Origin of the sequence: Niastella koreensis GR20-10 (genome assembly GCF_000246855.1) — a bacterium.
GTDB lineage: Bacteria > Bacteroidota > Bacteroidia > Chitinophagales > Chitinophagaceae > Niastella > Niastella koreensis.
The window spans coordinates 1,994,040-2,013,442 of sequence record NC_016609.1 but is presented as its reverse complement, the minus strand read 5'-3'; the positions used below and the strand labels follow the sequence as shown (position 1 = coordinate 2,013,442).

The following is a 19,403-nucleotide window of genomic DNA, read 5'->3' as shown; positions in this document are numbered from 1 at the left end:
TCGTCTGATAAAGTATCATAGTAGTTATTCTGCCTCATCAAACATGTCAATACAAAACCCTCGTTCCGGTATGGCCGGTGTGAGGGTTTTTTTATTGCATGATGTCAAAAAATATCAAATACTAAATCCACCATCAATGGTCAATGCAGCACCGGTCATAAAACGGCTGGTTTCACTGGCCAGGTAAACAGCCAGTTCGGCTATATCTTCCGGTTTGCCATATTCAGGAATGGCCATGCCGCTGCGAAGTGAATCTGCATGGGCGCCATTGGCAGGGTTCATATCGGTATCAACCGGGCCTGGCTGTATCAGGTTAACGGTTATGCCGCGGCTGCCCAGATCGCGTGCCAGCCCCTTGGTTAAACCAACAAGCGCTGATTTACTCATAGCATACAGGCTTGCTGTTGGGCGGGCAACCCTGTCGGCCATATTACTGCCAATGGTTATTATACGGCCGCCCTCGCTCATATACTCCGCCGCCTTTTGTGATGCCACGAAAACAGCCCGCACATTTACCGCCATGGTGCTGTCAAAATCAGCCAGGGTATATTCACCCAGTGGTTTGCCAACAAAAATGCCGGCATTGTTCACCAGGATATCAATACGGCCAAACGCAGCAATGGTTTGCTCAATAGCTTTCTCAATAGCATCGGGCAAAGCATTATCAACCGCAATGGCCAATGCCTGCTGTCCGGATTGTTTGATTGCAGCAACCACCTGCTGAGCCTGACCGGCTGCATGCACATAAGTTATTACCACATTGGCTCCTTCTGCCGCCATACGCTTAGCTATACCCGCTCCTATTCCTCTGCTGCCACCGGTAATAAATACAACCTTGTTTGTTAATCTCTTCATAGTAATCTTTTTATTGCTTGCAAAACTATAGGCTGCACAGTACATTTGCCGGTACATATAATGTTGTTAGGTACTATCAAAAATGTAAGTAATGCGAAAGGAGAATTCTACCAATACACTTAATAAACAGCAAATAGACAGGGACTGTGGCATGTCGTACACCCTTAATGCCATTGGCGGCAGATGGAAACCCGCCATCCTGTTCAGGCTTACCCGCGGTAAAATGCGCTACAGCGAACTACGCGATTCTATTGCCAATGTAACCGAACGGATGCTGGTTTTACAATTACGTGAACTGGAGAAAGACGGGTTAATAAAACGGATCGTATATGCAGAAGTACCGCCCCGCGTTGAATATGAATTAACAGACAAGGGTAACTCATTGAGACCGATACTGAGAAGCCTTTCAGACTGGGGAATTAAAAACAGAATTTGATAATGTGATAAAGATAATACAGCTCACGTGAGTGCTTCGCATGAGCTGTATTTCATTAGCTAATTATCAAATTATCACATTAGCTAATTATTTTTGTAATAATGTTGCAAATTCCTCTATTTTTGTAGCCGATGACAGGAAAGCGGATCATAACCAAGGTCACCACCATACTACTCATCCTGGTGTTCAGCCAGAAGATGGGCGTGGGCCTGTATCTGCACAACTGGTTACACGCTTCCAAACAACACACAACGTCATCAAAACCCGTTTCAGGCCAGGAAATACAATTTGCCTGCGGTTGTATCAACGATTTCAATCTGCCATTCACGGAGACTACCGTTCCTGCTATTGAAATGCCGGTAACCATTGTTGAACAGCCGCACATCGCTCCCATCTTTACTATTCCGGCTGTCTTCAAATACTTCCATTCACTGCGCGCTCCCCCGGTTGTGGCTGCTTAATCCATTCTTTATTGCTACCATCGTCTTTTATGCTTCGGGCATTAAAAGTCATTGCATGCATTCAATTACAACCCGGGAAACAACCACCACCAACTTAATCCATACAGGCCCTTGCGGACTGTTATAACTCATTCTATTGTTATGAAATCAGTAAGCGCTATCCTTACCTTTTTATATAGTATACTTAGCCTATTCACTTATAGCCAGCAGGAAATTGCACCGGCTACTCATCACACCACGCCTGTAGCCGCGCCGCTCGCTGGTGTGCTTACCGGTAAAATAACCGATGCCATAACAGGCGAATCATTACCTGGAGCCAGCATTTATGTACACGACCTGAAGAAAGGCACCATCTCTGACGAAAAAGGCAATTACCGCATTACCAATTTAAACACCGGCAAATACCTTATAGAGATCACTTACCGGGGTTATTCAACCGTAATTGAAACCGTGAGCGTAAACGGTGAAACCCAAAAAGATTTTGCTTTAAAGGAAGCCGTTGTAGAAAATGAAGAAGTAACTGTGACCGGGGTATCGGCTGCAACCCGCATCAGGCAATCGCCTCAGCCGGTTGAAGTATTAAAGAAGGAACAACTGTTTAATGTATCGGCCACCAATGCCATCGATGCCCTCGCTAAAACAGTCCCGGGTGTAAATGGATTGTCAACCGGTCCGGCTATTTCAAAACCATTCATCCGCGGATTGGGTTATAACCGCGTTGTTACCATCAACGATGGTGTTCGCCAGGAAGGTCAGCAATGGGGCGATGAACATGGAATTGAAATTGACGATTACAGCATTCAACGCATAGAGGTGTTGAAAGGCCCCGCCTCCCTGATGTATGGCAGCGATGCATTGGCCGGTGTTATCAATATCATTACCCAACGGCCCGTAGCCGACGGGCACATCACGGCAAACGTATTGGGTGAATACCAAACCAACAATGCCCTGCGTGGTTTCTATGGCGATGCTGCCGGTACAAAAAACGGCTTTAGCTGGAATGTCTATGGCTCCTATAAAGGGGCAGAAGATTATAAGAACAAGTACGATGGCCGCGTATTCAACTCCAAATTCTATAATAAGAACTTTGGCGCTATGCTGGGTTACACCGGCGCCTGGGGTTACAGTCATTTACTGGTTAGTAATTTTGATCAACACATTGGGATGATTGAAGGTGACCGCGACAGCGCCACCGGCGCCTTTATAAAAGCGATTCCTGGCGGAGTTGAAAGCATCGCCACCCATGATGATTTTAAAAGCATTACGCCGGAGATCCCGTACCAGCACATCCGCCACTTTAAAATATCATCAGACAACAACTTTGCCATCGGTAAAAGCAACCTGGATGTTACGTTGGGCTTTCAGCAAAACCAGCGGCAGGAATTTGGCAATGCCGATGAGTTTAATACGCCCAACGCCTGGTTCGATTTGAAAACGATCAGTTATGCCCTGCGCTGGCACCTGCCTTCCACCCAAAACTGGAAAACAACCATTGGTGTAACCGGCATGTCACAAAACAATACCAATAAGGCGGATGAAGTGATCATTCCCGATTACGACCTGTTCGATATTGGAGGTTTTGTGTTTACCCAATATCACAGAAATAAACTTTCGCTCAATGGCGGCATCCGGCTGGATACCCGTCACGTGAATGGCAAACCGATGGTTGTAGACAACGAGCCTAAGTTTACTAGTTTTTCCCGCAACTTCTCCAACGTATCGGGCAGTGTAGGTCTCAGCTATGCAACCAGCGACCTGGTTACGCTTAAATTCAATATGGCCCGGGGGTTCAGAGCACCCAACTTTGCCGAGCTGGCAAGCAATGGCGCACATGAAGGAACCAATCGCTACGAAGTGGGCGCCAATGACCTGAAATCAGAAACCAGCTTACAGGTTGACGGCGGTTTAGAACTGAACTCAACACACGTTTCGTTGGAAACGAGCTTGTTCTATAACCACATCAAGAATTTTATCTTTTATGAAAAAATGCAGAACAGCTCCGGTGGGGATTCTATACTCAATGATGGTGGCAATGAATTGAACGTATATCGTTTCGATCAGAACGACGCTAATTTATATGGTGCAGAACTGGCGCTCGACATTCACCCCCACCCGCTGGATTGGCTGCACTTCAAAAACGCGTTTTCGTATACCCGCGCGCAATTCGTCAATGAAGTGGATGGAACAAAAAACATCCCCTTTATTCCTGCCGCCCGGTTATTCACCGATCTGGCCGTCAGCTTTTTACATAAAGGAAAAACACTCCGCAACCTGAACATGAACCTGGAAAGTGATTATACCTTTAAACAAAATCATCCCTTTACCGGTTTCGATACCGAAACAGCCACGCCTGGTTACTGGTTAATTAATGCGGGCATTGGCGGCGATTTTGTAAGTAAAGGCAAAACCCTGTTCAGCCTTCGTTTCACTGCTTACAACCTGGGCGATGTAGCCTATCAAAACCACTTAAGCCGGTTAAAATACACCGCAGTTAATAATGTTACCGGCCGGATGGGCGTATTCAATATGGGCCGCAATTTTGGCATCAAACTGAATGTGCCGCTGGACTTTACATGGTAAATTTCAGTTCCCAGTTACCGGTTACCAGTTACCGGGCGCAGTTCAAGGCATACTGATAATTATCGGGCATCCTGAAATGTAAACCCTGGTAACCGGTAACCGGAAACTTTTATTGTCCCTGAAACCTGCCACTTGTAACCTGCAACGGTTTTTCCCAATACCTTTGCCCTTTACAAGATTCCCATGGGTAAAAAAGCAACCAGCGCCTCACCTGCCATACCACAATATGTATTGAAAGGTTTCAGGCATTTGCACAGACAGGAAGACGACATTTCCAATTTCGGTTATAACAACCTCGAAAGCATTCACCCCATTGAAGGTTTTGAGTTGTATTCAAGCCGCGGCTTAAAACCCTCACTGGGCCCTTTAAAATCAGCTTTCTATCGTATAAGCATAACCATTACCGGGCATGTAGATATGCAACTGGGCCTGGAACACTTTAAACACCAGCCCCGCACCATGAGTTTTACCTGGCCTAACCAGGTTTTCTCAAAAAACAACATCAGTGCAGATGCATTTGGATACTACATTTTGTTTAATGAAGATTTCCTGAACGACCTGGTCCCGGCAGCCAGCATCCCCAAAGAATTTCCTTTTTTCGATTATACCGGCAGGCCGCTGTTCCAGCTGGATGCCGATGAAATTGACCGGGTGCAGCAATTCGTTTTAAAAATGAATGAAGAGCTGAAAAAAAGCCGCCCCGGCAAACAAAAAGCGATCGGGATGTATTTGTACCTGCTGTTGCTGGAAGCTAAAAGAAGTTACGAAAGACAGCAACTGCATGTACCCGACAATACCGCTGATACCATCTACCTCGTTTCGCACTTTCATAAACTGGTAAGCCGTCATTTTTTGTTAAAAAGAAAAGTCACCGATTATGCCAGTCTGCTCACAGTAAGCGCCAATCATTTAAACCGGACGGTAAAAGAAGTGACCGGAAAAACAGCCTCCGAATCCATTGCCGATATGCTGGTGCAGGAAGCAAAGGCCGTGTTGAAATATACGGAAGCCTCTGTATCGGAAATTGCTTACCAGCTCAATTTCAGTGAACCGGCCGCCTTTAACCGCTTCTTCAAAAAAATGACCGGCGAAACACCTATGCTTTATCGAAAGAACGCATCCGGTCAATACAATGCATGATCGGGTCAATGCCTGAACGGCAGCGCCGTCGGAAATTTGTTCTACTAAAAACAGAACAAAATGAACGGAGTATTCGAAAACAAAAAGGCAATTGTAATTGGCGGTTCTTCAGGTATTGGCCTGGCAACAGCCCAAATACTGGCAAACAGCAAGGCTCATGTAACCGTAACCGGTCGCGATGCAGATAAATTAAAAGCCATCCGGGAAACCACCAACCTCCGGGCTCAGCCGGTTGACAGCAACGACCGCGCTGCGCTCGATGCATTCTTCAAACAAACCGGGGCGTTCGATTACCTGGTTATATCGTTAAGTGGATCAAAAGGCATGGGCAACTTTACCGAGCTGTCGTTACAGGACCTGCGGGCCGGGTTTGAAGGAAAGTTCTGGCCCCAGCTAAATACCTTGCAGGCAGCCCTGCCCTATATGAATAATGGAGGCAGCATAACGCTTGTTACCGCCATTTCCTCGGTTGCGCAAAAACCGGGCACTTCCGGATTGGCTGCCATCAATGGCGCACTGGAATTAATGGTACCTGTACTGGCCCAGGAATTAAAACCCCTCCGCATCAACGCTGTATCACCCGGCGTGGTAGACACACCCTGGTGGAGCTTTGCTCCCGAAGAAGCCAAACAACAGGCCTGGCAGCAATTGACCGGTAATATCCCGGCAGGCCGGGTAGCCCGGGCCGAAGAAATTGCCGATGCCATTGTATTTACCCTTGGAAACAGTTATCTCACCGGCACCGTAATACATTGTGATGGCGGCTTCAGCTGTTAAGTGTCTAAAAGACATAGATCTATCCCCATCGGGCATTTCAAAAGCTGCATCAGGCATTCAGCATTAAATGAATAAAATACAACTCATTGCATATACGAAATAGGTATAATGAAAAATAAGGATGGCATAATGCTTGATATTAAGCCAACCAATTAAATTGATCATATACATTTTTTTCTCGAAACAATGAGATAGGAATGATTTATGTGGAGTATCAGAAATCCATCACAACCTTTCCTTAAGTTCTATTAATTGCAAAGGCGCTGTGTGACCATCTATTATCTGGTAGCAGATTTCCACTACATATCGCTGAGATAATTTGATATCGTGCAAAGCATGATAATGACACTGTTTTTGTTCATAGTTCAGAAATACACTTTGAAAAACCACGAGTCCCCCTGAAGCGGGGGTTTCCAAAATTCCGGAAGAAGCCACCAATTTCTTATGATCACTGGTAAAGAGGCATCCGCCATCGCGGACGCCTCTTTTTTCTTTTGTTAGCCCCATAAAAAGATATAATATTTGCATAATCAAGGCGTTAACCAGACTTTCCAGCAATGTGCCATTCTATAGCCTTCTAAAATGTATAAAACCATTTAGATGAAAAAGAAGAAAAACGTACCACAGGCGGGTAGTACAGCCAATAAGAGCGCTCAACCAGCTCAACCACCACCGGCGGCTGCAACTGCACCCCAAAAGCCCGGCCCCGCTGCTTCCAACGGTTTTAAAACATTTATTTTATTAGTAGCTTCTATTATCTCCCTGCTTATATTTTTCGCCCTGGAACCCAATAAAATATGGCTCGATCAACGGATCATGCCCTATTGGCAAGACTACCAGGAACAAAAACTGAACCTCGACCTGGAAGAACGTAAACTCGCCCGTTATCAAACAGATTATATCTTCGCCAAAAACATAACCGGCTTTTTCGAGAAAAGGGGCACGGTTGATAAAACCCTGGTACTGCTGCCTCCCACCGATTACTTCAGGGAACATGGCTTACAGATCCACGTACCGGAACCAGCAGTCTTCTATTACTACACTGGTTTAAAAACCATTTGGGCCAACAGCCCCGAGGCAAACAAAGCCACCTGGTACATCACCGCCAGGGACGGCGGACTGCAGTTTGACAGCGTTACCAATCAACAGGCTTTACGGGATACGATCGCGTCCTTTAACAAATACAAAACTTCCTTATGAGCGGTATAATGATCATATTATTCTTAACGATCATCCAGTTTATAGCAGGGTTTGGCATTATCAACTTATTTAATATCCGGTTGAAACCTGGAATGCTGATCTCACTGGCCATTTTATTAGGGGTAGCGGTATTTTCTGTTATGCCTTTTATTTTGCAGCTGGCCTACATTCCACTCACATCAACTAACATTTTCATTTCTATACTGGCAGCCTGCATTCTTTTAAATATTAAGTTTAAATCGGGCATGGCCCGGTTAAAAGAGCTGAGGTCCAACATCCGCATCAGGGTTAAATTATACGAGATCCCATTTGTGGTCATGATCGCTTTCATTGTGTTTGTGAGCGCCTGGCGTTGTTTTTATTTCCCCCCTACTCCACGCGACCTTACATCAGGGGCCGAAGTAATTGCAGAATACGCTATCCGCGAAAAAACCATGATTAACTCGGTATTCAGCGTTAATCTCGAATCTACCAACAACGTTTTCAAACCACCCTTTATAACCTGCTTACAGATCATTTATAAATATGTTGGGTTTGAATTCGGTCAGGTTTGGCTTAGCACCGTTGTAGCCTGTTTTCTTATCTTTTTATACCAGGCCCTCGCCTTAAGCATCCACCGCATATTTGCCGGGTTGCTGGTGCTTTTTTTTATGGCCATTCCCGAAATGTATGCCTATACTTTTATGGTGTTGTTCGATTATACCAATGCCGTTTTCTTCTTTCTGGCGGTCTGGTTCCTGTACCAGTTTTTCCAGAACCAGCAGCGCAACTACCTCACCTTTGCCGGTTTACTGATGGCTATTGCCACCTATATTCGTTCAGAAACCCTCATTCTGGCCTGCTTAATGACGCCCGCCATTGTCTGGTACCATTGGAAGAATAAAACGGGCATTGTAAAAGGCCTGATAAGCAGTGCACTTTACGTAGTGCCTTCAATTTTAGCATACATAATTTCAATCTCTATTTATATTAACCGGTACCTGCCGGCGAAGTATAATATCGAGGGACTGGTAAACAAGCACCTGGGAGATCTGTCGCCTTTTTTTACCCGCTTTTCCGAAATCAACAGCGAGCTGATCTTTAGTGACAAAGGTGTTGGGTTCTATGGGTATTTTATTTACTTCTTCATTTTACTGCTGTTACTCGAAGTGGTGATCAAACGCAAGCTCAACAATACTACCCGCAACTGGCTGTATGCCGTGCTGGTGATCTATCTTGGTTTTCCTTTGATGGGTTATTTGTTACCCCTGCTCGATCTGAACAATTCAACTAAAAGAGGATTGTTTAAAATATTTCCGCTGATGTTGCTATACATGGCCAATAACAGCCTGCTGGTAAGCTGGTCGCAACGTATTACCAAATGGGAAACGAGTAAAAGTTGACAAGTTAACTGGTTGACAAGGACTTAAAATATTAAGCCCTCCGAAAAAATCGGAGGGCTTAATATTTTATTACGTGTTAACTCGTCAACCTGTTAACTTTTTAACCTATTTACCTAACCCTTTAAATATCTTCGACTTTGCCAGTCCCATTTTATTAAAGAAGTATTGAAAACTTACCCGTAAAACACCCAGTCCATAAATAGAGCTTCGTTTGAAATTAATAGAAGAAGCTTCATCGAAATACTTGGTAGGACAGGTGATCTCGGCTATTTCGTAGCCTTTGTAAAAGATCTGGCCCAGCAGTTCATTGTCAAATACAAAGTCGTCTGAGTTATCATTGTATGGAATTGACAACAGTACATCTTTATGATAAGCCCGGTAGCCGGTATGGTACTCGGAAAGCTTCTGGTTCATCAAAATGTTCTGCGTCATGGTCAACATGCGGTTGAACAGGTATTTGTACATTGGCATGCCACCTTTTAAGGCGCCCTTGCCTAAAATGCGGCTACCCAGCACAACCGGGTACACGTTATTGGCAATCAGGGAAACCATGGGTGTTATTAAAGCTGGAGTATACTGATAATCGGGGTGCAGCATTACAATAATATCGGCCCCTATTTCCAAAGCTTTATTATAGCAGGATTTTTGGTTACCGCCGTATCCTTTATTTTTCTCGTGACGTACAATATGTTGAATACCAATTTCCCGGGCAACTGCAATGGTATCATCTTTACTGGCGTCATCAACAAGAATCACCTCATCCACTACCGATCGGTCGATTTCATCATAGGTTATCCGGAGTGTTTTAGCTGCATTATATGCCGGCAGCACTACTACTACTTTTTGTCCTTTGATCATATAGTTGAAAGTAAATCACATATATACACTCTGCCAAATATAACAGAGCAATCCCGGTACTGGACGGGATATCGCGGCAATGATACAGCATTTATGGCACTTTTTCAAGGTGTGGGGGGCATGTTTCCATATAAACAGCCACGGATCTCTTCAGCAGGGCATTTCCCACGGCGCAATCGAGGCATTTTTTGGCGTCGCAATAGTGGCCTTTTAACTCCAGCAGGGCCTGCGAATCGAAGGCGCTTTTATTTACAATGCCCAACTCTGTATAAGAATGGGTAATGGCGTTCATTTCAGGTTCCAATTCATCTAACCAGTTCAACGCCCTGTTTTTATACTGCTCTTCGTTATGCAATAAGCCATAAGCAAAAAGAACCGGTACTACGGTATTGATAATAAGGGTATCGATCATTTGGTTACCCAGCTTTTTGGCACGGTTAACAGAACATTTCTGGAAGGTGTAATGCTCGTTCCAGAACTCACTGGCAGTAACAGATAACCATTTCTTAATTTCACTGAGCTGTTCTGTTTCTTTGATAAACGCAAACAGATGATTTGACTGGTACAGCAACCTTGCCAGTTGCGCCAGCCTTATGGTAGGAAAGTTTACCGGGCGTGTACGCAAAAAATGCACTGACTGCCTGATGGGTTGCAGCTCGTATTTATTTTTCAGGTGCAGGTATTCCCGTTGCAATGCGGCGGGGTATGCTTCCTCAAATTCGCCTTCCAGTAACCCGCATTGGCCAAACAACAGCGCTTCCAGTACGGGCAATTGATTCTTATACCGGGCAAGTATAGTTACTGGTAAGGTTTTAGCCATTGCCTCAAACGGTTCAAAGTTTAATGCGGCGCCAAAGTTGCGGGCCAGCAACCACCAGAACGTTTCATCCCAATGCTGATGGGTTTGCAGCAGAAAAGAAAACACCATGGCAGATTTGCGTTGCATGCGCTCGGCCAATAGTCTCTCCCGCCATGAGATCCAGATGATGCGCGACACATCCCTGATCTGGTTCCCGCAGGCAATAAAGCTTGCGCTTTCCATCCAGTACCTATATTGTTCAAGTAACAACATGGGCACCCTCGATTGCATGGAAAAAACCGGGATGCGGGTGTCTCTTTCGGGCAGGTCGTGTTCCCATACCACGTGCAGCACCACGTTGTCGTAGTTACGGTCAAACTGATGCGCATGTTTGAACCAGTCAGAGGTTTTTACATGTACTTCAACGTGACCTACCCATAATGTATCTTCTATTCTTATCCTGGCTTCAAGAAAATCGGGACCCTGGTTGGTATTGAATCGTCCCGGATGAATTACCTGGAAGGTATCGCCATTATCCAGTATGGAGCTTTGTTTATTATAATACTGGAATTGCCAAAGATATTGCAGCAGCCTTTCTGTCATTGTACGAATTTTACAGGTTTGAAAATGCTGCTACTGTCAGAGCTGATCTTATTTTACGCTACAATCACTCCTCCCCACCAAATGTACAACTCCTTTTCCGGCTTCACTCCATCTTTTTCAATTCCGTCACCACTCTACTAACGGGTAACCCCATAACATTGTAGAAATCACCGCTTATACATTTTATCCCCACTACCCCAATCCACTCCTGGATAGCATACGCCCCTGCCTTATCATACGGTTGATATTTATCTACATAAAAAGCGATCTGCTCTTTTGTAAGCGGGTGAAACCAAACATCCGTTATATCGGCAAAGGCTATCTCCTGCCGGCCTTTCAGCAACACAACACCGGTTATTACCTGGTGTTTATTACCCGATAACCGGCTCAGGATATCCAATGCATCTTCACGGTCTTTAGGTTTACCAATGATGGTATTTCCCAGCACCACTACCGTATCGGCAGCAATGATAATATTATTGGCATCGTGAAGTGATTCAAATTTCTGCCGTATTGCAATGGCTTTTTCGCGGGCAATATGTACCGGTACTTCAGGCACTGGCATCTCAGGCGGGTATGATTCATCTGTAGACTGAACCATTACCTCAAAAGGAACCTCAGCCCATTCCAGTAATTGTTTACGCCTGGGCGATTGGGAAGCCAGGATGATACGGTGGCCGTTCATTTATGTATAAAGTTTAAAGAACAGCATAGATAATATGCCGCTCAGCATGATCAATTTTAACCAGGTGCTTATGGTATGAAAATCAGCCGGAGTAATGGCTTTTATCAATTTGCGTAATAACAACAATAAGGGTATAAGTATAAAAATAACACTGTAACCGGCAGCCCACCACCATTTGAAAGGCAACACATAAGCCTGCATAACCACCACACCCGCTACTAAAACCATTAACCAGGTGGATGCAAAAACTTTGGACGCGTTTATTCCCCATACTATGGGCATGGTGCGACAGCCATAACGTGCATCACCATTCATATCCTCCATATCTTTCACCACTTCCCGTATCAGGGAAATGATGAACGCAAAACCAGCGTACAGGAAAGTACGGCGCATTAACTTGGATGCTTCTACCTGTTCATAAAGATCAGGTCGTTTTATGACCACATAATGTGTAATAAAACCTATAACTAAAATAACCCAGGCGGTGAGCAATGAAATGATCACATTCCCGCTAAGTAGTTTCTTTTTAAAGATGGTGCTGTAAAACCAAAGCGCGCCCACACACCCAATGTTGGCGGGTATCAACCACCAGCATCTTGTTTTCCAGGCTACATAGGCACTGCACAACACGCCTATTCCCGATAGCACGAGGTGCCAGATGATGGCCCAGCGGCGTTTGATGATCTTGTCTACCACCAGCTTATCGGGTTTGTTTACCAGGTCTATGTTTAAATCGAAATAATCATTGATAATATAACCTGCAGCAGCAATAAGTACCGAAGCGGCGATCAGCACAATAAAAACGGGCGTGGTAAGTACAGGTTCGGCCTGGGCATGGCGAAAAACCGGACCAACAATACAATACTGAAACAGCAATTGGGTAATGGCAATGAACAACAGGTTCACTGATCGTATAAGGCGTATAAATGCTGCCAGTAGTTTCATTAATTACAATTTCGGGATTTGGAGATTTTGCGATTTCCGATGTATGGGATTTAAAAATCTCTAAATCCCAAAATCAAAAATCAATTACTTACTCGCTACATCGGTATGCAATTCCCAGTTATTATTCAACTTCAGCACTTTTTCTATCACTTCGCGTACGCAACCTTGTCCGCCCGGTAACTGGGCTATATACTTTGCAATTTGTCTTATTTCGGTGGCCGCGTCGGCTGGTGCACAAGGCAGGCCTACCTGTTTCATTACCTCGTAATCGGGAATATCGTCACCCATGAACAATACTTCGCTCCACTTCAAATTATGTTGTTGGGCGTACTCCGTCAGTTTTCCCTTTTTATCAGTAACCTGCATAAACACATCGTTTATCCCCAGCCGGTTCAGGCGTTGAATAACGGCGTCGCTTGCCCCACCGGAGATCACCGCCACCCGGTACCCTTTCTTTACGGCCAGTTGCAGGGCAAAGCCGTCTTTGATATTCATGCGGCGTACAAACTGTCCGTCATCAAAAACAAACAGCGTACCATCAGTCAGTACGCCGTCTACATCAAAGACGAAAGTGGTTATCTGCTTGAATTGGTCTAATATATTCATACTCATCGGATGAGTGCAAAAATAAGCGGAAAATCAATCTTATACCAGTGTTCAAAGTAAAGAAATCAGCACACACATAATAAAAAAACCGCCCTGGCTGAGCCAGAACGGTTTTTTTATAATATATCGACTGTTGTTCTTAGTTCTTGTTTACATTGGCATACACCAGGTTGGTTTGGGTTACCATGTCGTTTAACACATTGGTAGCCTCATCCAGGTAAGGATCATTACGCAGGAGCTTCAACCAGTTTTTGAAACGTTCCAGTTTGGCAACATCACCAGTGCCTTCAACCCGTTTCATGTCTTCCACCAGGGGATCAACATTCAACTCATGAGGAAGCTTGTTCTGGCTTTCGATCTGTTTAGCGATCGCCTTGTTCTTTTTCTGTTCTTCCTGGTATTTTTTAAGGCTTAAAGAAACCGTTTTATCGCTTTGTTTAGCCAGCCATTCAGCATTGTTGTGAATGGTGGCGAACAGCGGATTGCTTTTTAAACGCTCAGCACTTGCCTTTCTGATGGGGTTCAGGTCAAGACCGTATTTCCAACGGGTATAATCAGCTTTTTGTATTTCATCCCAGCCCAACGCATCCGGATTATCCTTTTCGCGAATTTTGGTATACTCGAAAATATCGGGGATGTTTACATCAGAAGCTACACCACGTAATTGGGTTGAACCGCCATTGATGCGATAGAATTTCTGCAGGGTCAGTTTAATGGTTCCCAGTTCGCTGTTAGGATCCAGGAAGCCCATTGTTTTATCCAAACCAATGTTACGTTGTACAGTACCCTTACCATAAGTAGAAGTGCTGCCAATGATAACACCGCGGTCATAGTCCTGAATGGCGGCGGCAAAGATCTCAGAAGCCGAAGCACTGAACTCATTCACCATTACAGCCAGCGGACCGTCATATAAAACTGATTTATCGCGATCGTAGTAAACCTGTGGTTTTCCTTCGCGGTCTTTTACCTGTACAATGGGGCCGCCTTCAATGAACAGACCAACCATTTGCACCACATCATATAACGAACCACCGCCATTGTTGCGCAGGTCCATAATGATACCGTCTACTTTCTGTTCTTTCAGTTTAATGATCTCTTTCTTTACATCCTCAGAGCAACGCGCGCCTTTTGGATTATCGAAATCAGCGTAGAACTCGGGCAGGTAAATAAAACCAAGTTTACCTTTAGGCGTGTTGATCACAGCGCTGCGGGCAAAGGTTTCATCCTGGATGATTTCATCGCGGATCAGTTTAACTACTTTTATTGAACCATCGGTTTTCTTAACGGTAAGGCGAACTTCAGTACCTTTTTTACCACGGATCAGCTTCACTGCATCCTGAACGGCATAACCGGTAAGGTCAACAGGTTCAGCATCACCCTGGGCTACTTTAATGATCGCATCGCCAATAGCAATTTCTCCTGATTTCAACGCAGGGCTGCCGGCCAGCACAGAACCGATCTTGATATTACCATCTTCTTCACGCAAAGAAGCGCCAATACCATAGAAACGGCCACTCATTTCTTCGTCAAAATAACGTTTGTCAACAGGCGGCATAAACGTAGTGTGCGGGTCCATCGATTCGGTGATGGTTTTTACATACTCGTTAAACCGGTCATCGTCGTTTACTTTAAATTTCAAACGATCGTAATTCCTGTTCAATATTGTCAACACGCGGTCGCGGGCATCCGCTTCCAGTTGTTCATCGGTCTTTGCTACATAGTTTTCTTTACCCTTGTTCTTATCCCGGTCTTCCATCAGGTCGTAGTAACGCTCAAGCACCATGTACTTTAAACGTTTGCGCCAGGCTTCTTTTCTGTCAGCTTCGCTTTTGGGGTAATCCAGCTTCTCATCATTGAAGTTGGCTGTTTCGTCCTTTGTAAAATCGAAGGGTTTGGAAAGGATCTCTTTGTAGATCTCTTCGGTTTCAGGTAAACGTTTTTTATAGATCTCGGAAACGGCAGGTACAAATTGTACGGGGCCACCCAGGATCTCATCGTCTATCTTGGTTTCATATTTCTTCAACTGTTGAATATCTGATTGCAACAGCACGTTCTTCTGGTCGTCAATCTTCTCACCCAGATACTTCTTGAAAATTTCTTTGGAAAAGTTATCGTCGATCTTTTTTGGACTGTAATGGATCTCGGCAAGCATTTCTCCCACATTATGAAGAATCTTCTCATACTTTGTGGGTGGATTACCATTACCCAACCCCAGCCCCAGCGAGCGGAACGCAAGGAATAAACCCGCACCAAACAACAGCAGAACTATGGGTAAATTTTTTCGTTGTAGCATATATTTTAAAACTTTAGGCATCAATTCAAAAATAACGATAAATAAGATGGGTTGTTGTACTAATGTGATAATTAACAAGCCATTTTGATGAAAGGTTTTAAGAAAGTTTTGTTTGTAAATCAATTTTTTCCCTACATTTGCAGCCTGAAACACGGAGGTTGTAGCTCAGTTGGTTAGAGCGCTAGATTGTGGTTCTAGAGGTCGTGGGTTCGAAACCCATCATCCTCCCTCAGATAACTCCCCCGACATCTTTGTCGGGGGTTTTTTATTTAGAAACTACACAGAAACACATATTAATATATTTTTATTATGAACTGGTGGCTCTTTATTTTTCTTCCGCTCTCTGCTGCATTTATCGGCTGGTTCAGCAACTGGCTGCTTATTAAAATGCTGTTCCTTACATTCTCCAAACGGCAACCACAACTCGCTCAAACGCTGGCGCCGGTAATCGCTAAGGAATTTGTATCGTTCAGCGAGCTCGAAGAAAAGATCACCAACCCCGATAGCATAAAAAAAATTATGCCGGTGGCCGAAGTACACATCGACGATTTCCTGCGTAACAAACTCAAGGTTTCCTTTCCCATGATCGGGATGCTCATTGGCGACAGAACCATCAATACCCTCAAAGAGATCTTTATGAAAGAACTGGAAGAAATTTTTCCGGTTGTCATGAAGGAATATTTACAAAACCTGCAACAGGACCTTAACCTGGAACAAACCATCACCGATAAAATAGCCGCCCTGCAGGTAGAAAAACTCAAAACAGCTGTATACCAGCATGCTGGCGGCGAACTTCGCAAGGCGTATTTGGTAGGAGCTTTAGTTGGCTTCCTGGTAGGTTTGGTGCAGGCAGGAATTATTATGGCATTTGTATAAAAACTGTTACAGGTTGCATGTTTCAGGTTACAGGATGATTGAAAAAGTCGGAAACCTGGCAATAGAAGCCCTGAAACCCGGAACCTGGAACTTTGAACCTGGAACTTGAAACCTTGAACTTGGAACTTGAAACTGTCCTTCATTCACCGCTCATCACAAATAATACCCACTTCACAAGTTCTCCGGCAATTTTGCGTCTAATCGTTCTCAACCATAGTAACTAACACATGAAACATTTTGGATGGCTCTTTGTACTCCTTGTTAGCTTTCAAATTACTCAGGCTCAGTACCCTGGTGGTGGCGCAGGTCGCCCCGGTGGCCGGCCCGGCGGTCAGCAAATGAATATCGGTCATTTATACGGCCGTATTATCGACAAAGCAACCAATAAAGGACTCGACGCAGCTTCTGTTCAGTTAATTCAAAACAAATTCGATACGGTAAGCAAAAAAAGAGTGGATGTTGTGATAGGCGGTATGCTTACCAGCCGCAATGGCGACTTCAGCCTGGAGAACCTGCCTGTTTTCGGGCAGTTCAAACTGGTAATTACCGCCATTGGTTACAAATCCATTGAACAAAAAGCAGGTTTCGATATAAAAATGGGTCCGGGTGTGGACAGATCGCAACTGCTTAACCAGGTTGATAAAGACCTGGGCAATATAAAAATGGAGCAGGATGCCACCATGCTGCAGGATGTAACCGTAACCGGTTCAAAACCCATGATCCAAATGGGCGTTGATCGCAAAATTTTTAACGTAGAAAAAAGCATTACTTCATCCGGTGGTACCGCCATCGATGTAATGCGGCAGGTGCCTTCTATCAATGTAGATATCGATGGAAATGTTTCGCTGCGGAATGCTGCCCCCCAGATCTTTGTAGATGGCCGGCCCACTACCCTAACCATGGACCAGATCCCGGCCGATGCCATTCAAAGCGTAGAGATCATTACCAACCCATCTGCCAAGTATGATGCAAGCGGCGGACAATCGGGTATTTTAAATATTGTTTTAAAGAAGAACCGCAAAACCGGTTACAATGGTAGTGTGCGTGCCGGTGTTGACTCCCGTGGTAAATTCAATGGCGGTGGCGACATCAACGTCCGCCAGGGTAAATTCAACGTATTTGCCAACGCCATGTACAACCAGCGTAAATCAAAAAGCTGGGGCGAAACCGACAGGTTTACCTATGGTTCTAACACTGTCAAAGACTATTATACCAAACAATATAACAAAGGTGTAATGGACGGCGCATTTGCATTCGGCCGCTTTGGACTGGATTATTTCATCGACAACCGCAATACCATCTCGTTATCGCAGTCCATCGTAAATGGAGATTTCAAACCCGACAATTGGTCGAACTATGTATACGATACCGTAGGCGGTACCGTTTTACCCCAGAGCCGTCATACCCTGGGTAAGAACAATTTCCGCAACTATGGCACCCAGTTAAGCTTCAAACACATTTTTGCCCATGCCGGCGAAGAGTGGACAGCCGACTTTAACTACAACCAAAGCAAGAATACCAACGAAAGCGATATTCACATCCAGAACTTCTATGATGTGGCCATGGTTAATAAAAATGGCGACGAAACCCTGCAATCAGTGCTGGGCGGTGGTCAGAATAAATTCTTCATAGGGCAAACAGATTATGTAAACCCAATTACCGATAATATTAAACTGGAAGCGGGTTTGCGCGCGCAGGTCCGTAAATTCTCAAGTTTCCAGGATAACTATTTCAATGGTATCGAATTGAACAACGATTTTGAATATACCGACCATGTGTACGCCGGTTATGTTACCTACTCCCAGAAAATAAAGGAAACCTTTAGTTACCAGGTTGGCTTGCGGGCCGAAAGCAGCGGCTACGATGGGCACCAGGTAAACAAGGATGTTTATAAAATTGATTATCCCATCAGTTTATTCCCCAGCGTGTTTTTAAGCAAACAACTGGAGCATAAGCAGGACCTGCAATTGAACTATACCCGCAGGATTAACCGGCCTAACTTTTTCCAATTAATGCCGAATACCGATTACACCGATCCGTTGAACTATCAAACCGGTAACCCGGCCCTGAAACCCGAGTTTACCCATTCATTGGAACTGTCGTACCAGAAAACATATGGCAAAAGCAGCAATACCTTTTTGGCAACAGTTTTCGGAAAGTATACAACCAATCTGATTTCCCGTTATCAATACCCCGGCAAACTGGTTACTTATCCCGATTCGGTTTACATAGCTACTTATGTAAACGCTTCATCAGCATATGCCAGTGGTTTGGAATTGATATTCCGTAATAACCTTACAAAATGGTGGGATGTTACATTAAGCACCAACGTGTATTATTCAAAGATCAACGGCAGCAACATATCTGCCAACCTGCAAAATGAACGCACCAGCTATTCAGCTAAATTGAATCAGAACTTTAAATTCAATAAAGGCTGGAGCTTTCAGCTCAGCGGCGATTACACCGGCAAAAGCGCGTTACCGGTTAGCACCAGCAACGGCGGCAGCGGCAGTGGCAGTGGTGGTGGTTTTGGCGGCGGTGGCGGTGGCCGCGGTGGTGGATTTGGAGGCCAGCAAACAACAACAACCCAGGGTTATATCAATCCTTTCTATGGTATGGATATGGGTTTACGCAAAGACTTCCAGATCAAAAAGAATACAGCAACCGTTTCTGTGAACTGGCAGGATATCTTCAGAACCCGTAAGTACTTTGTACACTCCGAAGCAAATGGGTTTACCCAGGACGACTGGCGCAGAAGAGACCCGCAATTGGTTCGCGTAAACTTCAGTTACCGCTTTGGTAAATTCGATGCTTCTTTATTCAAGCGTAAGAATACCAAGGGCGACCAGGAAGGTATGCAGAACGGAATGCAGGGCATGCAGCAATAAAATAACTATATGATTTGTC

General features: G+C 44.7%; 16 protein-coding genes and 1 tRNA gene. 10 read left to right on the top strand and 7 right to left on the bottom strand.

All coding sequences use genetic code 11. The annotated features are described in order from the left end of the window. Positions 1 to 114: 114 nt before the first annotated feature. The gene (locus NIAKO_RS08060; RefSeq protein ID WP_041348228.1) at positions 115 to 855 is read right to left on the bottom strand and encodes an SDR family NAD(P)-dependent oxidoreductase; all 741 of its coding nucleotides are present in this window, start codon (positions 853 to 855) and stop codon (positions 115 to 117) included. A gap of 91 nt (positions 856 to 946) precedes the next feature. Here NIAKO_RS08060 and NIAKO_RS08055 point away from each other — a divergent pair, with 91 nt between their 5' ends. The 7 genes from NIAKO_RS08055 (at position 947) to NIAKO_RS08020 (ending at position 8,831) form a co-directional block, all read left to right on the top strand. Next, on the top strand, positions 947 to 1,291 hold the full coding sequence (locus NIAKO_RS08055) for a winged helix-turn-helix transcriptional regulator (protein ID WP_014217919.1): 345 nt from the start codon (positions 947 to 949) through the stop codon (positions 1,289 to 1,291). A 131-nt stretch (positions 1,292 to 1,422) separates the two neighbouring features. Further along, the gene (locus tag NIAKO_RS08050) at positions 1,423 to 1,752 is read left to right on the top strand and encodes a hypothetical protein (RefSeq protein ID WP_014217918.1); all 330 of its coding nucleotides are present in this window, start codon (positions 1,423 to 1,425) and stop codon (positions 1,750 to 1,752) included. A gap of 141 nt (positions 1,753 to 1,893) precedes the next feature. After that, positions 1,894 to 4,332: a TonB-dependent receptor gene (locus NIAKO_RS08045; RefSeq protein ID WP_014217917.1), complete on the top strand. Its 2,439-nt coding sequence runs from the start codon at positions 1,894 to 1,896 to the stop codon at positions 4,330 to 4,332. 183 nt (positions 4,333 to 4,515) lie between these two features. Beyond that, entirely contained in the window at positions 4,516 to 5,472 is a 957-nt protein-coding gene (locus NIAKO_RS08040) for a helix-turn-helix domain-containing protein (protein WP_014217916.1), read from the top strand. Between the two features lie 60 nt (positions 5,473 to 5,532). Further along, positions 5,533 to 6,249 carry an SDR family oxidoreductase gene (locus NIAKO_RS08035; protein WP_014217915.1) on the top strand — a complete coding sequence of 239 codons (717 nt, stop codon included), beginning with the start codon at positions 5,533 to 5,535 and terminating at the stop codon, positions 6,247 to 6,249. A 600-nt stretch (positions 6,250 to 6,849) separates the two neighbouring features. Further along, positions 6,850 to 7,449 carry a hypothetical protein gene (locus tag NIAKO_RS08025; protein WP_014217913.1) on the top strand — a complete coding sequence of 200 codons (600 nt, stop codon included), beginning with the start codon at positions 6,850 to 6,852 and terminating at the stop codon, positions 7,447 to 7,449. Then, positions 7,446 to 8,831, top strand: coding sequence for a hypothetical protein (locus tag NIAKO_RS08020; RefSeq protein ID WP_014217912.1), 1,386 nt, complete (start codon positions 7,446 to 7,448; stop codon positions 8,829 to 8,831). Before NIAKO_RS08025 ends, NIAKO_RS08020 begins: the two co-directional genes overlap by 4 nt. Positions 8,832 to 8,936: 105 nt before the next feature. On the opposite strand, the gene NIAKO_RS08015 is transcribed toward NIAKO_RS08020, so the two are convergent. The 6 genes from NIAKO_RS08015 to NIAKO_RS07990 form a co-directional block, all read right to left on the bottom strand. After that, positions 8,937 to 9,689, bottom strand: a complete 753-nt coding sequence (locus NIAKO_RS08015; RefSeq protein WP_014217911.1) for a glycosyltransferase family 2 protein — start codon at positions 9,687 to 9,689, stop codon at positions 8,937 to 8,939. A gap of 91 nt (positions 9,690 to 9,780) precedes the next feature. Next, positions 9,781 to 11,091: a DUF2851 family protein gene (locus tag NIAKO_RS08010; protein ID WP_014217910.1), complete on the bottom strand. Its 1,311-nt coding sequence runs from the start codon at positions 11,089 to 11,091 to the stop codon at positions 9,781 to 9,783. A gap of 103 nt (positions 11,092 to 11,194) precedes the next feature. Continuing rightward, on the bottom strand, positions 11,195 to 11,776 hold the full coding sequence (locus tag NIAKO_RS08005) for a Maf family protein (protein WP_014217909.1): 582 nt from the start codon (positions 11,774 to 11,776) through the stop codon (positions 11,195 to 11,197). Further along, positions 11,777 to 12,721, bottom strand: coding sequence for a geranylgeranylglycerol-phosphate geranylgeranyltransferase (locus NIAKO_RS08000; RefSeq protein WP_014217908.1), 945 nt, complete (start codon positions 12,719 to 12,721; stop codon positions 11,777 to 11,779). 84 nt (positions 12,722 to 12,805) lie between these two features. Further along, on the bottom strand, positions 12,806 to 13,327 hold the full coding sequence (locus NIAKO_RS07995; protein ID WP_014217907.1) for a KdsC family phosphatase: 522 nt from the start codon (positions 13,325 to 13,327) through the stop codon (positions 12,806 to 12,808). Positions 13,328 to 13,466: 139 nt separating this feature from the next. Next, positions 13,467 to 15,620 carry a carboxy terminal-processing peptidase gene (locus tag NIAKO_RS07990; protein WP_014217906.1) on the bottom strand — a complete coding sequence of 718 codons (2,154 nt, stop codon included), beginning with the start codon at positions 15,618 to 15,620 and terminating at the stop codon, positions 13,467 to 13,469. Between the two features lie 154 nt (positions 15,621 to 15,774). Between NIAKO_RS07990 and NIAKO_RS07985 the strand changes: the two genes are divergently transcribed. The 3 genes from NIAKO_RS07985 to NIAKO_RS07975 all read left to right on the top strand — a co-directional run bounded on the left by NIAKO_RS07985 (position 15,775) and on the right by NIAKO_RS07975 (position 19,384). Further along, positions 15,775 to 15,848 (top strand) — tRNA-His (locus NIAKO_RS07985). Between the two features lie 81 nt (positions 15,849 to 15,929). Next, positions 15,930 to 16,496, top strand: a complete 567-nt coding sequence (locus NIAKO_RS07980) for a DUF445 domain-containing protein (protein ID WP_014217905.1) — start codon at positions 15,930 to 15,932, stop codon at positions 16,494 to 16,496. Positions 16,497 to 16,723: 227 nt separating this feature from the next. Beyond that, positions 16,724 to 19,384, top strand: a complete 2,661-nt coding sequence (locus NIAKO_RS07975; protein ID WP_014217904.1) for a TonB-dependent receptor — start codon at positions 16,724 to 16,726, stop codon at positions 19,382 to 19,384. Positions 19,385 to 19,403: the final 19 nt, after the last annotated feature.